Origin of the sequence: Salinibaculum sp. SYNS191 (assembly GCF_037338445.1) — an archaeon.
GTDB lineage: Archaea > Halobacteriota > Halobacteria > Halobacteriales > Haloarculaceae > Salinibaculum > Salinibaculum marinum.
The window spans coordinates 1,735,424-1,748,999 of sequence record NZ_CP147838.1 but is presented as its reverse complement, the minus strand read 5'-3'; the positions used below and the strand labels follow the sequence as shown (position 1 = coordinate 1,748,999).

Genomic DNA, 13,576 nt, shown 5'->3' with positions numbered 1-13,576 from the left:
GGGAGGCCGTCGCGACGCGGCGGGTCAGTCGACGTAGTCGATGTCGTCGCCGAGTTGCTGGGCGGCCTTCTCGCGTTCGGCCTCGCTCTTGCCGTAAATCTGCGGGCTCTCGACGCCCGTGACGACGATCATCGTCTCCATCTTGCCCTCGAACTCCTCGTTGACCGACGCGCCCCAGATGATGCGCGCGTCGGGGTCGATGCGGTCGTATATCTCCTCGACGACGCCCTCCGCCTCCTCGATGCTCATGTCGCGGCCGCCGACGACGTTGACGAGCGCGGAGTTCGCGCCGTCGAACTCCACGTCGAGGAGTGGCGAGCGCAGCGCCGAGCGGATGGAGTCCTGGGCCTTGTTCTCGGAGTCGGACTCGCCGAGGCCGATCATGGCGACGCCGCCGTTCTCCATGATGGTGCGAACGTCGGCGAAGTCGACGTTGACCAGGCCGGGCTTGGTGATGAGTTCGGTCATGCCCTTCACCGAGCGCATCAGGACGCGGTCACAGATTTTGAAGGCGTCCTGCAGCGGCATCGACGGCGCGTAGTCGAGCAGGCGGTCGTTGGGCACGACGATGACCGTGTCGGAGACGGCGCGAAGGCGCTCCAGGCCGGCGTCGGCGTTGGCGCGGCGGCGTTCGCCCTCCGCCGTGAACGGAATCGTCACGATGGAGATGGTCAGCGCGCCCGCTTCCTGTGCGGCCTGTGCGACGACGGGCGCTGCGCCGGTCCCGGTACCGCCGCCGAGGCCCGCGGTGACGAACACCATGTCGGAGCCGTTGATGGACTGCTGGATGTCCTCGATGTTCTCCTGGGCGGCCTCCTCGCCGATTTTGGGCACAGAGCCGGCCCCGCGGCCGCCGGTGCGCTTCTTGCCGATGAGTATCTTCGTGTCGGCCTCCACCTCGTCCGCGAGGTGCTGGGCGTCGGTGTTGGCCGCGACCAGTTTCGCGCCGTGGATGCCCTCCTCCATCATGCGCGTCACGGTGTTCCCGCCGGCCCCGCCACAGCCGACGACGGTGATTTTCGTTTCGAGGTCTTTGACCACCGACGCGAGTTCGTCGTCGGTCATCTGTCCGGACGTCGACGGGTTCTCGGCCGTCGTCGGCTCGTCGCCCCCGTCGTCCCCCGTAGACGCCTCTTGCTCCCGTTCCTCCTCGGCCTCCTCGATGGCGTCGTCGATAATGGAATCCATATTTAAGAGCCCCTTAACAGAGCGCCCCTAATAGGCTTTCCCCTGTGTCTGACGCTCGTCAGCCACGTGTCATTGGAAAATTGTCATTTCTCCAGTGGAAATCGGCGTTCCCGTTCCTCGCTCACGGCCCCGGGTGGAATCGTCTCCCCGTCCACCTCGACGGGCTGGCCGTTCGAGAGCTTCCCGAAGGCCGGTCCCTCCGGGATTCCGAGCGTTCGGGCCTTCTCCGGCGAGAACGCCTGCGTGCGGGCGATTACCTCGTCGCCGTCGCGTTCGACGCTGTCGTAGCGCCGTTCGAGAACGTCGAGTAAGCCCGCCATAATCGCCGCGCGGTCGGCGGCGTCGGCCAGCGCGACGGGGCCGCTGGCGCGCGTCCCGTTGTGTTCGGTGTCGAAGGCCAGCGCCGTCTCCGCGACGGCGGCTCGCGTCGCCTCGCGGTCGATGCCGCTCACCTCGTCGAGCAGTTCCCGGGGGAGGTCGACGACCGAGAAGTCCCCGTCGTAGCCCGCGGCCGGGTCGCCGAAACGCAGGCCCTCCGCGACCGTCGCAATCGCGTCCTCCGCGCGGTCGACGAACCCCAGCGGCACGCCGTCGGTCTCGCGGACCCACGTCTCGCCGACGACGCGTCCGCCGGCGTTCTCGACGCCCGCGGCCACGTCCGGCCGGTCGCCGTCGACCAGCGCGTAGGCCGCCCGGCTCTGTTCGAAGGCCGCGGCCAGCACCGCCCGGCTGTCGGGGCTGTCGAGGTCGCCCATCGCCTCGATTCCCCAGTCGGCGGCGACGTGGCCGACCGCCCAGTCCGTCTCGCGGACGACGCGCTCGAAGCGCGGGGCGTAGTGACCGCCGCCGATACCGACGAGGTGGCGGCGGTGGCGGTCGTCGTCGGCCCCGTCCTCGGGCGGGCTGTCGGGGGCGACCCCGCGCAGGTCGAGAATCGCCCGGGCGACGGCGCGGGCCGCGTCCGGGTCCTCCCACTCGGCCTCGCTGGAGCCGACCTCGACGAACATCGAGGGCGCGCCGACATCGGTCGGGCCGTGGTGGGTACACTCCATGCCCACGTCGTAGCGTTCTGGGGCGTGCGTTTCCAGTGCGTCCAGCACGCGGGCGTGGGCGTTCGGGCAGGCCCGCGAGAGCGCGAAGTCCGCGCCGCCGTGGTCGGCCGGCCCGAAGTTGCCGGTGTGGTGGGCGGTCAGTAGCCGTCCCGTCTCGCCGGCGTGTTTCGAGGCGACGACGAGCAGGTCCACGTCGTCGTAGGCGTCGGCCGGCCGGTCAAGGTGGAGATGGAGGTCGTCGAACTCGCGGAGTTCCGCCCCGTCGGTCCGGTAGACGGTCCCGCCGCCGGCGGCGTCGGCCCGGCTGTCGTCCTCCGCCTCCTCCCAGTCGGCCAGGTCGAGCAGGTGCTCGCCGATGTGTGTCGAGGCGCGGTCGGCGCGGGAGACGAGGATTCCGAGCATCAGTCGGCGTGGTCCGGTGTCGGTTCCCGTCCGGCGGCGTCGCGGACGGTCGCGGCGGTCATCTGGAACAGTTCACGGAGCTTCTTCCGGCGGGCGAGGAGCACCCCGGTCCCCAGCACGAGGTAGATGGTCGTGTAGGCGAGCAGGAGCGCGAACTTCGGTTCGGGGAACGGCTCCCATATCTTGAGGAAGACGAACTCCAGCAGCACCTGCGAGCCGAAGAGGACGAACAGCGCGAGCGCCTCGCGCACAGAGATGCGAAAGTCGACGAGCAGCGCCAGCGCGAAGAAGGACTGGGCGGCGGTAATCCAGATTTCGCCCGACTGAATCCGGTCGAAGGGGAGCGTGCCGTACTGGCCCAGCGCCAGCGAGTAGACGACGACGAGCGTGCCGATGAGCAGCGTCCACTGGTTGAGCTTCGAGGAGATGAGCGCGTTGAACCCGGCCGTCGAGCGGGCCTTGTAGACCAGCACGGAGACGACGATGAGTTCGGGCGACTCGCTGGCCAGCGGCGCAATCCACTGAATCATGAAGAAGGAGGGGACGCCGATGGCCTTCCCGATGTCCTCCAGGCCGTGGGCGAAGGGCTCGACGGCGATGAAGATGAGAAAGCCCGAGTAGGCAAAGAGTGCGAGGACCGTCGCGACGCGGCGCGGCCGGGGGAACTGCTGGAGGTACGCCGGCACGCCCACGTGTTGCTCGCCGGCCTCCACGTCGCCGCGGATGATGATGCCGATGTAGACGACGTAGAGGCCGACGAGCACCACCATGTCGAGGATGTCGATGCCCCCGCCCAGCGGGACGAGGAAGGCCCACATCGTCGCGGCGAAGAGGAAGGTAATCTCGGTGGCGATGTCGCGGTCGAGCCGCACGTGGGTGGCGAGCCAGCCCTCGCGGTACTCGACTGCGGGGTCCGCGGTGCGGCGGGCCTGCCACACCGTGAGCACGGCGATGCCGGCCCACCCGAGGCCGATGAGGATGCGGTTCGCGCCGGTCATGTTCGCGACGGCGAGGTTGGCGTCGTGACAGGAGGCGGCCAGCCGTTCCTGCGCGGTGGTTATCTGCTCGGCCGGGAGTTCGCCGACCCGTTCGATGAACTCCGGTGCGAGGCCGGCACACGCCTCGGCTGTCGCGCCGCCAGAGCCGGCGCTCCAGGCGTAGAGGGCGTCGACGGCGTACTCCGGTGCGACGGCCAGCACCGCCAGCACGGCGATGGCGAACGCCCGGGGGACGTCCTTCTCGGCCGTCTCGGCGGCCCAGGCCAGCAGAAAGGAGGCACCGAGCACCGCGACGCCGCTGACGGCGACGGTCCCGACGTCGCCCAGCTCCCCCCCGGTCGCCCAGATAGCGACCCAGGGAACTGAGAGGGCAGCGGCGGCGACGAGCGCCGAGAGAGGGTGACGGAGACGACTCACTACCTGCCTACTGGCGAGTTCGGAAGGAATGCCTTGCGATGTCCGCGCCGCGGCACGGAGCCGTGGCGATTATACGCTGCCCGGCGGAGGTGGGGGTATGGACGTCTACGGACTCGTCGGCAACCCCGTCGAACACTCGCTGTCGCCGCCGATGCACGAGGCCGCCTACGACGAACTCGGCATCGACGCCCGGTACGTCACCTTCGAACCGGCCGACGACGCCGGCGCGGCCGCCGTCGAGAGCGCCGCCACTCTCGGCGTCCGCGGCCTGAACGTCACCATCCCCTTCAAACAGCAGGTCCTCGAAGCGGTCGACCCCGCGCCGCTGGCCGCCCGCATCGGCGCGGTCAACACCGTCGACTTCGCGACGGACCCGCCGACCGGCTACAACACCGACGCCGCCGGCGTCGTCCGCGCCTTCGCCCACCACGACGTGGCGCTCTCGGGCACCGCCGTCGTCGTCGGCGCTGGCGGTGCCGGCCGGGCGGCGGCGTTCGCCCTCGCCGACGAGGGGATGACCGTCCACGTCGCCAACCGGACCGTCGAGAAGGCGACCGACCTGGCCGCCGCCGTCGCCGCGTCCCACCCCGCCGGTCCCGACGCCGCCGCGGGCCACGGCCTCGACGCCGTTCCGGACCTGCTGGCCGACGCGGACGTGCTCGTCAACGCCACCAGCGTCGGGATGGAGGAGGACCGCTCGCCGGTGCCCGCCGACGCGTTGCACGCAGACCTCGCGGTGCTGGACGCCGTCTACTCGCCGCTGGAGACGCGCCTGCTGCAGGACGCCGCGGCCGCGGGGGCGACCACCGTCGACGGCGCGTGGATGCTGCTGTTCCAGGGCGTCGAGGCCTTCGAGCAGTGGACCGGCGAGGCCGCCCCCGTCGATGCGATGAACGACGCGCTTCGAACACGGCTTTAAGTACGCGCCGTTGCAAGTACCGTCCATGGGGTTGCTGGATAAACTCAGGTCTCTCTTCGGCTCGGACAGCAAGAGCCGGTCGACGCGCTCCGATGGGGCGACGCGCTCCGACCCGGACGTCACCATCGAGCACGAGCCCTCCGCCGAGAGCGAACACGCCGTCAAGGGTACCGACCAGTCCCCGGAGGCGACTGCGGCACCCGCGGAACCGGCCACGCCGGAGCCGACGCCCGCCGACGACGAGACCGACACAGGTGCAGTACCGACCGACGACGCCGGGACGCCGGCCGACGACGAAGCGACCGCCGAGAACGCGACAGCCGAGAGTGACGAGACGGCGGAACTCGACGAAGTCGAAGAAGCTGAACCCACCGAGGAAGCCGAAGAAGTTGAAGCCGCCGAGGAAGCCGAAGAAGTTGAAGCCGCCGAGGAAGCCGAAGAAGTTGAAGCCGCCGAGGAAGCCGAAGAAGTTGAAGCCGCCGAGGAAGCCGAACCGACCGACGAACCCGAATCCGACGAAGCCGCCGATGAACCCGAACCCGCGGAGGACTCGCCGTCCATCGCGGAGATAAAGGGAATCGGCCCGACCTACAGCGAGCGCCTGGAGGCGGCGGGCATCGCGACGGTGGCGGACCTCGCGGCCGCAGACGCGGCGACCGTCGCGGAGGCCGCCGAGACCGCAGAGAGCCGGGCGGCCGACTGGGTCGAGCGGGCCGAGGAGTTCTGAGCCCGACCGCAAGACGGTTACCCGCGCCGCTCCTTCCTGCCGACAATGCCGGAGGTCGTCACCGACCGGGCGGCGTTCGCGGCGACTGCCGCGACCGCTCCCCCGGGTGCCCGCGTGCCCGTCGAGGTCCGCGTGCACGTCTCTGACCCTTTTCTCGCCTACCGCCGGGCCCGCGAGGGGACCGGCGACGCGTACCTCGAAACCACCGGCGGACAGTCCGGGTGGGGCTACTTCGGCGTCACCCCGGCGGACTTTCTGGAGGTCGACCCCGGCGGCGACACGCTCGGGGCACTCGACGCGCTGCTCGACAGCGGGACGCTCGTCCGCGGCGACTGCGACGTGCCCTACCCCTGCGGGGCAATCGGGTGGCTCTCCTACGACGTGGCCCGCGAACTGGAGGCCCTGCCCAGCGACGCCGCCCGCGACCGGGACCTCCCGCGCCTGCAGATTGCCGTCTACGACCGCCTGGCCGCCTGGGAGGAACCCCGCGACGGTGAGGCGACGACGCTGCGGGTGACCGCCTGCCCGCGCGTCCCCGACCCCGACGACCCCGATTCCGTCGCCGAGGCCTACCGCGTCGGCCGGGAACACGCCCGCGAACTCGCCCGCCGCGCGGTCGAGGGCGACCCAGCAATCGGCCCGCCGCCGGTCGAGGCCGACGCCGCCCGCTTCGAGAGTGATTGCACGCGCGCGGCCTTCGCCGAGCGGGTCCGCCGGGTGAAGGAGTACATCCGCGAGGGCGACACCTTCCAGGCCAACGTCTCCCAGCGCCTGCGCGCGCCCGCCGCCGTCCACCCGGTCGCAGCCTTCGACGCGCTCCGCGAGGTCAACCCCGCGCCCTACTCCGCGCTGCTGGAGTTCCCCGGCGTGGACCTCGTCAGCGCCAGCCCGGAACTGCTCCTCCACCGCGACGGCGACCGCCTCGTGACCGAACCCATCGCCGGGACCCGCCCCCGCGGCGCGACGCCCGCCGAGGACGAGCGCCTGGAGGCGGACCTGCTCGCCGACGAGAAGGAGCGGGCCGAACACGCGATGCTGGTCGACTTAGAGCGCAACGACCTCGGGAAGGTCAGCGAGTACGGCAGCGTCGACGTGACCGAGTACCGCCGCGTCGACCGCTACTCGGAGGTGATGCACCTCGTCTCGCTGGTCGAGGGCCGCCTGCGCGAGGACGCAGACCTCGCGGATGCCGTCGCCGCCGTCTTCCCCGGCGGGACCATCACTGGCGCGCCGAAACCGCGGACGATGGAGATAATCGACGAGGTGGAGGCCACGCGCCGCGGGCCCTACACCGGCTCTATCGGCATCTTCGGGTTCGACGGCCGCGCGACGCTGAACATCGTCATCCGGACGCTGGTGCGCTACGCCGAGGAGTACCACCTCCGCGTCGGTGCGGGTATCGTCCACGACTCCGACCCGGACCGCGAGTACGCCGAGACGCTGGACAAGGGCCGGGCGCTCGTCACCGCCGTCGACGAGGCGCTCGGCGAGCGCGCACACCTGAGCGTGGAGCAATCATGAGAGTCCTCGTCGTCGACAACTACGACTCGTTCGCCTACAACCTCGTCCAGTACGTCGGTGCGGTTGTCACCGCACCGGGGTCTGCGACGCAGTCCCAGACCGTCGGCGAGGTCGTGACGAGCGACGAGCGGCTGACTGCCATCGGCGACGAGGAAGACGACAGCGAGGTCGTCGTCCGCCGCAACGACGAGATTACGCTCGCCGACGTCGACGCGCTGGCCCCCGACGCCATCGTCGTCTCGCCGGGACCGGGGACGCCGGAGGACGCGGGTATCTCGATGGCCATCTTCGCCGAACGGGAGTACCCGACGCTCGGCGTCTGTCTCGGCCACCAGGCGCTGTGTGCCGCCAGCGGGGGCCGCGTCGGTCACGCAGACGCGGTCGTCCACGGCAAGCCCTCCACCGTCGTCCACGACGGGGACGGCATCTTCGCCGGCCTCCCCGAGCGATTCGAGGTGGGCCGCTACCACTCGCTGTCGGTCGACCGCGACGCGGTCCCCGACGACCTGGTCGAGACTGCCCGGACCGAGGGCGACGGCGACGACTCCGTCGTGATGGCGGTCCGCCACCGCGAGCGCCCGCACGTGGGCGTGCAGTTCCACCCCGAGAGCATCCTGACCGACACCGGCGAGCGACTCGTCGCCAACTTCCTGCGCGAGTACGCGACGCCGACCACACCGACTACAGACACATGACGGACCTGACCTACCACGTCGACGGCACACTCGTCCCGGCCGAGGAAGCGACCGTGAACGTCCGCGACCGCGGGTTCATGTACGGCGACGCCGCCTTCGAGACGCTGCGGGTCTACGGCGGCGACGTCTTCGAGTGGGAGGCCCACTTCGAGCGCCTGGCGCGGACCTGCCGGACGCTCGACTTCGACGAGGCGATGCCGCCGGCAGACGACCTCCGCGAGCGCGTGCTCGAGACCGTCGCCGCGAACGACTTCCAGGACGCCTACGCCCGCCTGTCCATTACCCGCGGCGTCCAGCCGGGAAAACTCACCCCCGAGCCCCGCGTCGCGCCGACCATCACCGTCGTCGTCAGCGAACTCCCGCGCGGCGGCACGGCCGGCGAGTCGGTCTGGGACGGCCCGGCGACGGTGCGGACCGTCGAGACGCGAAAGATACCCAGCGCCGCCGTCCCCGCGAACGTCAAGACCCACAACTACCTCAACGGCATCCTGGCGCGGCTGGAACTCCAGCACGGTGACGGCGACGCCGACGAGGCGCTGCTGCGCGATTTCAACGGCCACGTCACCGAGGGCGCGACGAGCAACGTCTTCTTCGTGGACGCGGGGACGCTGAAGACGCCCACCTCCGACCAGGACCTGCTGCCGGGCGTCACCCGCGGCGTCGTCCTCGACCTGGCACACGAGGAGGGTTTTCCCATCGAGGACGGCGAGTACGCGCCCTCGGACCTGCGCGCCGCGGACGAAGTCTTCCTCACGAACTCGACGTGGGAGGTGCGACCGGTCACCCGCGTCGACGGCGCGGCCCTGGACGTGGGACCGATGACGAAACTGCTGGCGAAGCTGTTCGACGAGCGCGTCGAGCGCGCCCACTACGGCTGACCGCCCACCGGCCCGCCGGGTGCTCGCCGCTGTCGTCCCCAACATGAATACTCCTGCCGCCGCGGTGTCGGGGGCACTCCGCGCCGAGACCGCCGGACGACGGCGCATCCGGCGGGTGACCCTATGTCTCTAGACACGCATTCTATGCTCCTCTCGTACCACTGAACGGATGCATGCCAGGCGACGAGACGGGCGGCTCCGGGACGAGAGCGCGGCCGAGCAGGGGACGCGTCCACCTCGGCCGGGGCCGCCGGCACGACTGGCATGACGTGACCCGGGGTCCCCGGCGACGACAGGGGGGAGACGGCGGCACCGGCCCCGTCCCCGGTGGCACCTGAGGGGGGAGACCGGCACCACCGGTCACCTGGGGGGAGACGACATCACAGCCGGCGGCGGGGGACCGGGACGTCACCGTTGGGGGTGGCACCGCGTTCGGCGCGGGCGACACTGTACCCGCGTCGCTCACATCGCAGTCCCGGTCCCAGTCCTCGCTGTCGGCCCGGCCCGTGGCACCCGTTTTCGCGCGGTCTCCGGCTGCTGGTCCCGACTGTCCCGCCGCCGAGCCGCGGCAGCCGTTGCCGTCGAGCGAGTTCGTCCTGCCGAAACCGTACCGTTCAAACCGACTGCGTCCGAACGCGGGGATACATGGACGAGGACAGTCGCATCGTCGCAGTCGACGAGGTCCCCGACGACAGCACGTTTCTGTTCACCGTCCGCGACGGCTTCGACCTGGAGGAGGCGATTCTCCTCCGAATCGACGGTGGCGTCGTCGCGCTGCGGAACTACTGTCCCCACTGGACGGACGTGCGCCTGGACAAGGGCAGCGGTGCGGAGACACGCGACGGCGAACTGGTCTGTACGAAACACGGCGCGACGTTCGAGCGGGCGACCGGCGACTGCACCTACGGCCCCTGCGAGGGAGCGACCATCGAGGAACTGGACGTGACCGTCGCCGACGGTGCGGTGTATCTCACCGACGACGAGTACGACTTCGAGCAGACCGGCCCCTCCGGCGAGCACGACCTCTCCTCGCGGGGCCGCATCGGCTTCTCCGGTAACTGACTACTCCACGCGGAAGACGGGCTCCGTGACGGACTCGCTCTTGCACTCGGGACAGCGGCTGGGCCGGTTCACGAGGTCGTCGAAGCCGTCGAAGCCACACTCCTGGCACTCGGGCGGCGCGACCAGCAGTTGCTCGTCGGTGCTGTCGAGCGACCGGGCGATGTGCTGGACGTGGTCGAGCGCGTCGCTGGTCTGTATCTCGAACTCCCGGGCGAGCGTGCCCGCAGGAAGTGCACTCTCGCGCAGGCGGTCCGTGATTCGCTCCCGCGTGGTGCGACTCGCCTCGCGCATATCGTCGCTTGGCGAGCGAGCAACATAGGCTTTGTCGGGCGGTCGATGAAAAGGGATTTACCCGACCCTTCAGACGTAGCGCATATGCACGCAGTCGTACTCGCCGGGGGCTATGCGACGCGAATGTGGCCCGTCACGCGCCACCGCCCCAAGATGCTCCTCCCCGTCGGTGAGACCACCGTCATCGACACCATCCTCGACGCGCTGGAGGCCGACGACCGCATCGAGGACGTCTACGTCTCCACGAACGAGCGCTTCGCCGACGACTTCGAGTCCCACGTCGCCGACAGCGGGCTGGAAAAGCCGCAACTGTCCATCGAGGACACGACCGACGAGGACGAGAAGTTCGGTGTCGTCGGCGCGCTCGCCCAGCTCGTCGACCGCGAGGGCATCGCCGACGAGGACCTGCTGGTCATCGCCGGCGACAACCTCATCAGCTTCGACGTCGCCGACTTCATCGACTTCTTCGAGGAGAAGGGCACGCCCGCGCTGGCCGCCTACGACGTCGGCTCCCGCGAGAAGGCCAAGTCCTACGGGCTGGTCGACCTGGACGGGGACCGCGTCGTCGACTTCCAGGAGAAGCCGTCGGACCCGCCGAGCACGCTCGTCTCCATCGCCTGCTACGCCTTCCCCGCCGATTCAGTCCGCTTCGACGAGTACCTGGCCGACGGCAACAACCCCGACGAGCCCGGCTGGTTCATCCAGTGGCTCGTCGAGCACAGCGACGTCCACGCCTTCACCTTCGACGGCGCGTGGTTCGACATCGGCACGCCCGAGAGCTACCTCGAAGCCGTCGCGTGGGCGCTGTCCGGCGACTCCATCGTCGACGACTCCGCGACCGTCGAGGACACGGCTATCGGCGAGAACGTCCACGTCATGGCCGACGCGACGGTCCGTCACGCCGACCTCGACCGCTCGCTGGTCTTCCCCGGGGCGACCGTCGTGGACTCGACGGTCCGGGACTCCATCGTCGACAGCGAGGCCACCGTCCGCGACCTCGACCTCTCCGGCGCGCTCATCGGCTCGCACAGCCGCATCGAGAACGGGGAGTAGACCGCTCGCCGTCTCTCGCTCTTACTGCCGCTCGACCTCGTGCCGTCCGAAGCCGTAGCGCAGGCGGTTCGCCAGCCGCCGCGAGAACCGGCCCTCGCCGTCGCCGGTCGCTCGCGAGCCGAAGCGCTCGGACAGCGCCTGGTAGATGAGCGGCAACGGTACTTCCTGTTCCAGCGACTCCTGCACCGTCCAGGTTCCGGTCGACCCGCCGGCGACGTGGTCGGCCACGTCCCCGAGGTCGGTGCCCTCCTCGCGAAAGGCCTCCTCGCACAGTTCCAGCAGCCACGAGCGGATGACCGCGCCGTTGTTCCAGGTCCGGGCGACCGCTTCGAGGTCCAGGTCGTAGCGGCCCTCGTGGAGCAACTCGAAGCCCTCGCCGTAGGCCTGCATGAGCGCGTACTCGACGCCGTTGTGGACCATCTTCACGTAGTGGCCACTCCCCGACGGGCCCATCCGGTCGTGGCCTTCGGGACCGGTCGCCACGGCGTCGAAGACGGGGGTCATCGCCTCGTAGGCCCACTCCGGCCCGCCGACCATCAGCGAGAAGCCCAGTTCCGCGCCGGCGGGGCCGCCGCTGGTGCCGCAGTCGAGGTAGGCCGCCTCCGTTTCAGATGCGCGACGGGTCGACGCCTCGAAGTGGGAGTTGCCGCCGTCGACGACGACGTCGTCGCTGTCGACGTGTGGGGCGAGTTCGTCCAGCGCGGCGTCGATGGGGTCGCCGGCGGGCACCATCAGCCAGATGCGCTTCTCCTCGCCGAGTTCGTCGGCCACGTCGGGAATCGAGTCGGCCGGCGTCGCGCCGGCGTCGGCCATCGCCGCCACCGCGTCGTCGTCGATGTCGAAGGCGACCACGTCGTGACCGGCGTCCATGACGCGCTCGGCCACTATCTGTCCCATCCGTCCGAGTCCGATGACGCCCAGTTCCATACCTCGGCGTCGCCGGGCGCGCAGGTAGGGGTTGTGGTTCAGACCTTCGCAAGCGCCGCCCGGAAGTAGTAATCGTTGTCGGCGGCCGGCCGGGTGACCTCCTCGACGGCCCACCCATTGCCGACGGTGGCCTCCCGGAGTCGCTCGGGGCCGAACAGCCGGAAGTACAGGAACTCGCCCGTCTCGCCCGCGTACTCGAAGGCCATCACGCGGTGGGCGAGACCCGGCGTCGGGTCCGGGCGGAAACCCAGCAGGTCAGCGATGCCGGGGATTTCGGGGTCGTAGCCGTCGAGGACGGCCGTCGCGTCGGGCGTCGTCACGTGCCCGAGGTCCCCGAGGAACTGCCGGAGGCCGTCCATCGACCCGGCCAGCGCCGTCTGCGTGCCGTGTGCCAGCGCCGACCCGAAGCGGTCCCGGTCGAAGGCGTCCCGCAGCGCGAACATGTCGGCCTGCCGTGCGTCCGTGACGCCCCGGTCCTCCATCGTCTCGACCAGCGCCGGGGAGCGCTCGACGGCGACCGTCTCGAACTGCTCCTGGAAGTACAGCGCGTGCTCGCCCGCGCCAGCGCCCATGTCCAGCAGCGGGCCGTCGAGCCAGGATTCCAGCCACGCCGCGTCCGTCGCGTCGTCGGGGAAGGTCCCGAAGTAGAACTGCTCGATGGGGTGGGTGCGCTCGACGGGGCCGGCGCGCTGGACGAGCGGGGCCGTCTGCTCCCCGCGGTGGTGGTCGCGGACGGCGCGTCCGAAGGGGTCCGTCATCGTGGTGGGGATTCAGCGGCGAGCCCAATAAGCGTGTGATGACTGACGGTACCGGGTCACGCGGGGGTCCGGCGGATGCCAGCGACGTAGGCGGGGTTGGCGCTGAACCGGCGCTCGAAGACCGTCTTGTCGACGAACTCGACGGTCCAGCCGTCGCCGAAGCGCTCGCGGAGTTCCGCCGGCGAGAGACCGTAGACGTCTCTCGGGTCCCGCCGGGCGTCGCCGAGGACGCAGTACAGCCCGCCGGGACGGACCACCGTTTCGAGTCCGGCGACGAAGCGGTCCCGTTCGCGGTCCGCGAGGATGTGCAACAGCGCGCAGTCGACGACGGTCCGGAAGGAGAGCCCGCCCGCGGCCAGCCCCGGGAGGTCGAGCGCGTCCCAGACCAGAAACTGCGACGGGATGCGCCGCCACTCGGCTTTGGCCTTGGCCTGCCGGATGGCGAGCGAGGAGAGGTCGATGCCCAGAACGCGGTGGCCCCGACGGGCGAGAAAGAGCGAGAGTTCGCCGGTCCCGCAGCCGACGTCCAGCACCGGGCTCTCGATCAGTCCCGTCTCGGCCAGGGCGACGAAGGCACGCTGTGGCCGGCCGATGTCCCAGTTCGGGACGCCCGTGTAGGCGGCGTCGTAGACGCTCGCGATCGGTCTGTCCGGCGTCGGGAGCGTCCGCGGGCGGGGCCGCGCCACCG

Annotated in this window: 14 protein-coding genes; 7 read left to right on the top strand and 7 right to left on the bottom strand. The window is 70.4% G+C overall.

From position 1 onward, the window contains the following. Positions 1 to 24: 24 nt before the first annotated feature. The 3 genes from ftsZ to WDJ57_RS09475 form a co-directional block, all read right to left on the bottom strand. Positions 25 to 1,188: a cell division protein FtsZ gene (gene ftsZ / locus WDJ57_RS09485; protein ID WP_338905856.1), complete on the bottom strand. Its 1,164-nt coding sequence runs from the start codon at positions 1,186 to 1,188 to the stop codon at positions 25 to 27. An 83-nt stretch (positions 1,189 to 1,271) separates the two neighbouring features. Then, positions 1,272 to 2,642 carry a D-aminoacyl-tRNA deacylase gene (locus WDJ57_RS09480; RefSeq protein ID WP_338905854.1) on the bottom strand — a complete coding sequence of 457 codons (1,371 nt, stop codon included), beginning with the start codon at positions 2,640 to 2,642 and terminating at the stop codon, positions 1,272 to 1,274. Further along, entirely contained in the window at positions 2,642 to 4,057 is a 1,416-nt protein-coding gene (locus WDJ57_RS09475) for a sodium/calcium exchanger protein (RefSeq protein ID WP_338905852.1), read from the bottom strand. The genes WDJ57_RS09480 and WDJ57_RS09475 overlap by 1 nt, the downstream gene beginning before the upstream one ends. Before the next feature lie 97 nt (positions 4,058 to 4,154). Here WDJ57_RS09475 and WDJ57_RS09470 point away from each other — a divergent pair, with 97 nt between their 5' ends. The 6 genes from WDJ57_RS09470 to WDJ57_RS09445 all read left to right on the top strand — a co-directional run bounded on the left by WDJ57_RS09470 (position 4,155) and on the right by WDJ57_RS09445 (position 9,859). Further along, on the top strand, positions 4,155 to 4,976 hold the full coding sequence (locus WDJ57_RS09470; protein WP_338905850.1) for a shikimate dehydrogenase: 822 nt from the start codon (positions 4,155 to 4,157) through the stop codon (positions 4,974 to 4,976). A 25-nt stretch (positions 4,977 to 5,001) separates the two neighbouring features. Further along, the gene (locus WDJ57_RS09465) at positions 5,002 to 5,703 is read left to right on the top strand and encodes a DUF4332 domain-containing protein (RefSeq protein WP_338905848.1); all 702 of its coding nucleotides are present in this window, start codon (positions 5,002 to 5,004) and stop codon (positions 5,701 to 5,703) included. Positions 5,704 to 5,748: 45 nt separating this feature from the next. Continuing rightward, entirely contained in the window at positions 5,749 to 7,224 is a 1,476-nt protein-coding gene (pabB, locus tag WDJ57_RS09460; RefSeq protein WP_338905846.1) for an aminodeoxychorismate synthase, component I, read from the top strand. Then, the gene (locus WDJ57_RS09455; protein ID WP_338905845.1) at positions 7,221 to 7,919 is read left to right on the top strand and encodes an anthranilate synthase component II; all 699 of its coding nucleotides are present in this window, start codon (positions 7,221 to 7,223) and stop codon (positions 7,917 to 7,919) included. Before pabB ends, WDJ57_RS09455 begins: the two co-directional genes overlap by 4 nt. 5 nt (positions 7,920 to 7,924) lie before the next feature. Then, positions 7,925 to 8,797, top strand: a complete 873-nt coding sequence (locus WDJ57_RS09450) for an aminotransferase class IV (protein WP_338906280.1) — start codon at positions 7,925 to 7,927, stop codon at positions 8,795 to 8,797. Between the two features lie 645 nt (positions 8,798 to 9,442). Further along, entirely contained in the window at positions 9,443 to 9,859 is a 417-nt protein-coding gene (locus WDJ57_RS09445) for a Rieske (2Fe-2S) protein (protein ID WP_338905843.1), read from the top strand. On the opposite strand, the gene WDJ57_RS09440 is transcribed toward WDJ57_RS09445, so the two are convergent. After that, positions 9,860 to 10,150, bottom strand: a complete 291-nt coding sequence (locus WDJ57_RS09440; protein ID WP_338905842.1) for a transcriptional regulator — start codon at positions 10,148 to 10,150, stop codon at positions 9,860 to 9,862. It lies immediately after the preceding gene. 84 nt (positions 10,151 to 10,234) lie between these two features. Here WDJ57_RS09440 and WDJ57_RS09435 point away from each other — a divergent pair, with 84 nt between their 5' ends. Further along, entirely contained in the window at positions 10,235 to 11,203 is a 969-nt protein-coding gene (locus WDJ57_RS09435) for an NDP-sugar synthase (RefSeq protein WP_338905841.1), read from the top strand. Positions 11,204 to 11,224: 21 nt separating this feature from the next. On the opposite strand, the gene gnd is transcribed toward WDJ57_RS09435, so the two are convergent. The 3 genes from gnd to WDJ57_RS09420 are packed head-to-tail and all read right to left on the bottom strand — an operon-like array spanning position 11,225 to position 13,574. Continuing rightward, a complete protein-coding gene (gene gnd, locus WDJ57_RS09430; protein ID WP_338905839.1) occupies positions 11,225 to 12,130 on the bottom strand; it encodes a phosphogluconate dehydrogenase (NAD(+)-dependent, decarboxylating) in 906 nt (301 codons plus the stop codon). 38 nt (positions 12,131 to 12,168) lie between these two features. Next, positions 12,169 to 12,888 carry a class I SAM-dependent methyltransferase gene (locus WDJ57_RS09425; RefSeq protein ID WP_338905837.1) on the bottom strand — a complete coding sequence of 240 codons (720 nt, stop codon included), beginning with the start codon at positions 12,886 to 12,888 and terminating at the stop codon, positions 12,169 to 12,171. A gap of 56 nt (positions 12,889 to 12,944) precedes the next feature. Beyond that, positions 12,945 to 13,574 carry a class I SAM-dependent methyltransferase gene (locus WDJ57_RS09420; RefSeq protein ID WP_338905835.1) on the bottom strand — a complete coding sequence of 210 codons (630 nt, stop codon included), beginning with the start codon at positions 13,572 to 13,574 and terminating at the stop codon, positions 12,945 to 12,947. Positions 13,575 to 13,576 lie beyond the last annotated feature (2 nt).

Coding starts and splice junctions, on each gene's coding strand:
- WDJ57_RS09480 (WP_338905854.1), bottom strand. CDS start 2,642: ATGCTCGGAATCCTCGTCTCCCGCGCCGACCGCGCCTCGACACACATC.
- WDJ57_RS09425 (WP_338905837.1), bottom strand. CDS start 12,888: ATGACGGACCCCTTCGGACGCGCCGTCCGCGACCACCACCGCGGGGAG.
- WDJ57_RS09455 (WP_338905845.1), top strand. CDS start 7,221: ATGAGAGTCCTCGTCGTCGACAACTACGACTCGTTCGCCTACAACCTC.
- WDJ57_RS09445 (WP_338905843.1), top strand. CDS start 9,443: ATGGACGAGGACAGTCGCATCGTCGCAGTCGACGAGGTCCCCGACGAC.
- WDJ57_RS09470 (WP_338905850.1), top strand. CDS start 4,155: ATGGACGTCTACGGACTCGTCGGCAACCCCGTCGAACACTCGCTGTCG.
- pabB (WP_338905846.1), top strand. CDS start 5,749: ATGCCGGAGGTCGTCACCGACCGGGCGGCGTTCGCGGCGACTGCCGCG.
- gnd (WP_338905839.1), bottom strand. CDS start 12,130: ATGGAACTGGGCGTCATCGGACTCGGACGGATGGGACAGATAGTGGCC.
- WDJ57_RS09440 (WP_338905842.1), bottom strand. CDS start 10,150: ATGCGCGAGGCGAGTCGCACCACGCGGGAGCGAATCACGGACCGCCTG.
- WDJ57_RS09465 (WP_338905848.1), top strand. CDS start 5,002: ATGGGGTTGCTGGATAAACTCAGGTCTCTCTTCGGCTCGGACAGCAAG.
- ftsZ (WP_338905856.1), bottom strand. CDS start 1,188: ATGGATTCCATTATCGACGACGCCATCGAGGAGGCCGAGGAGGAACGG.
- WDJ57_RS09435 (WP_338905841.1), top strand. CDS start 10,235: ATGCACGCAGTCGTACTCGCCGGGGGCTATGCGACGCGAATGTGGCCC.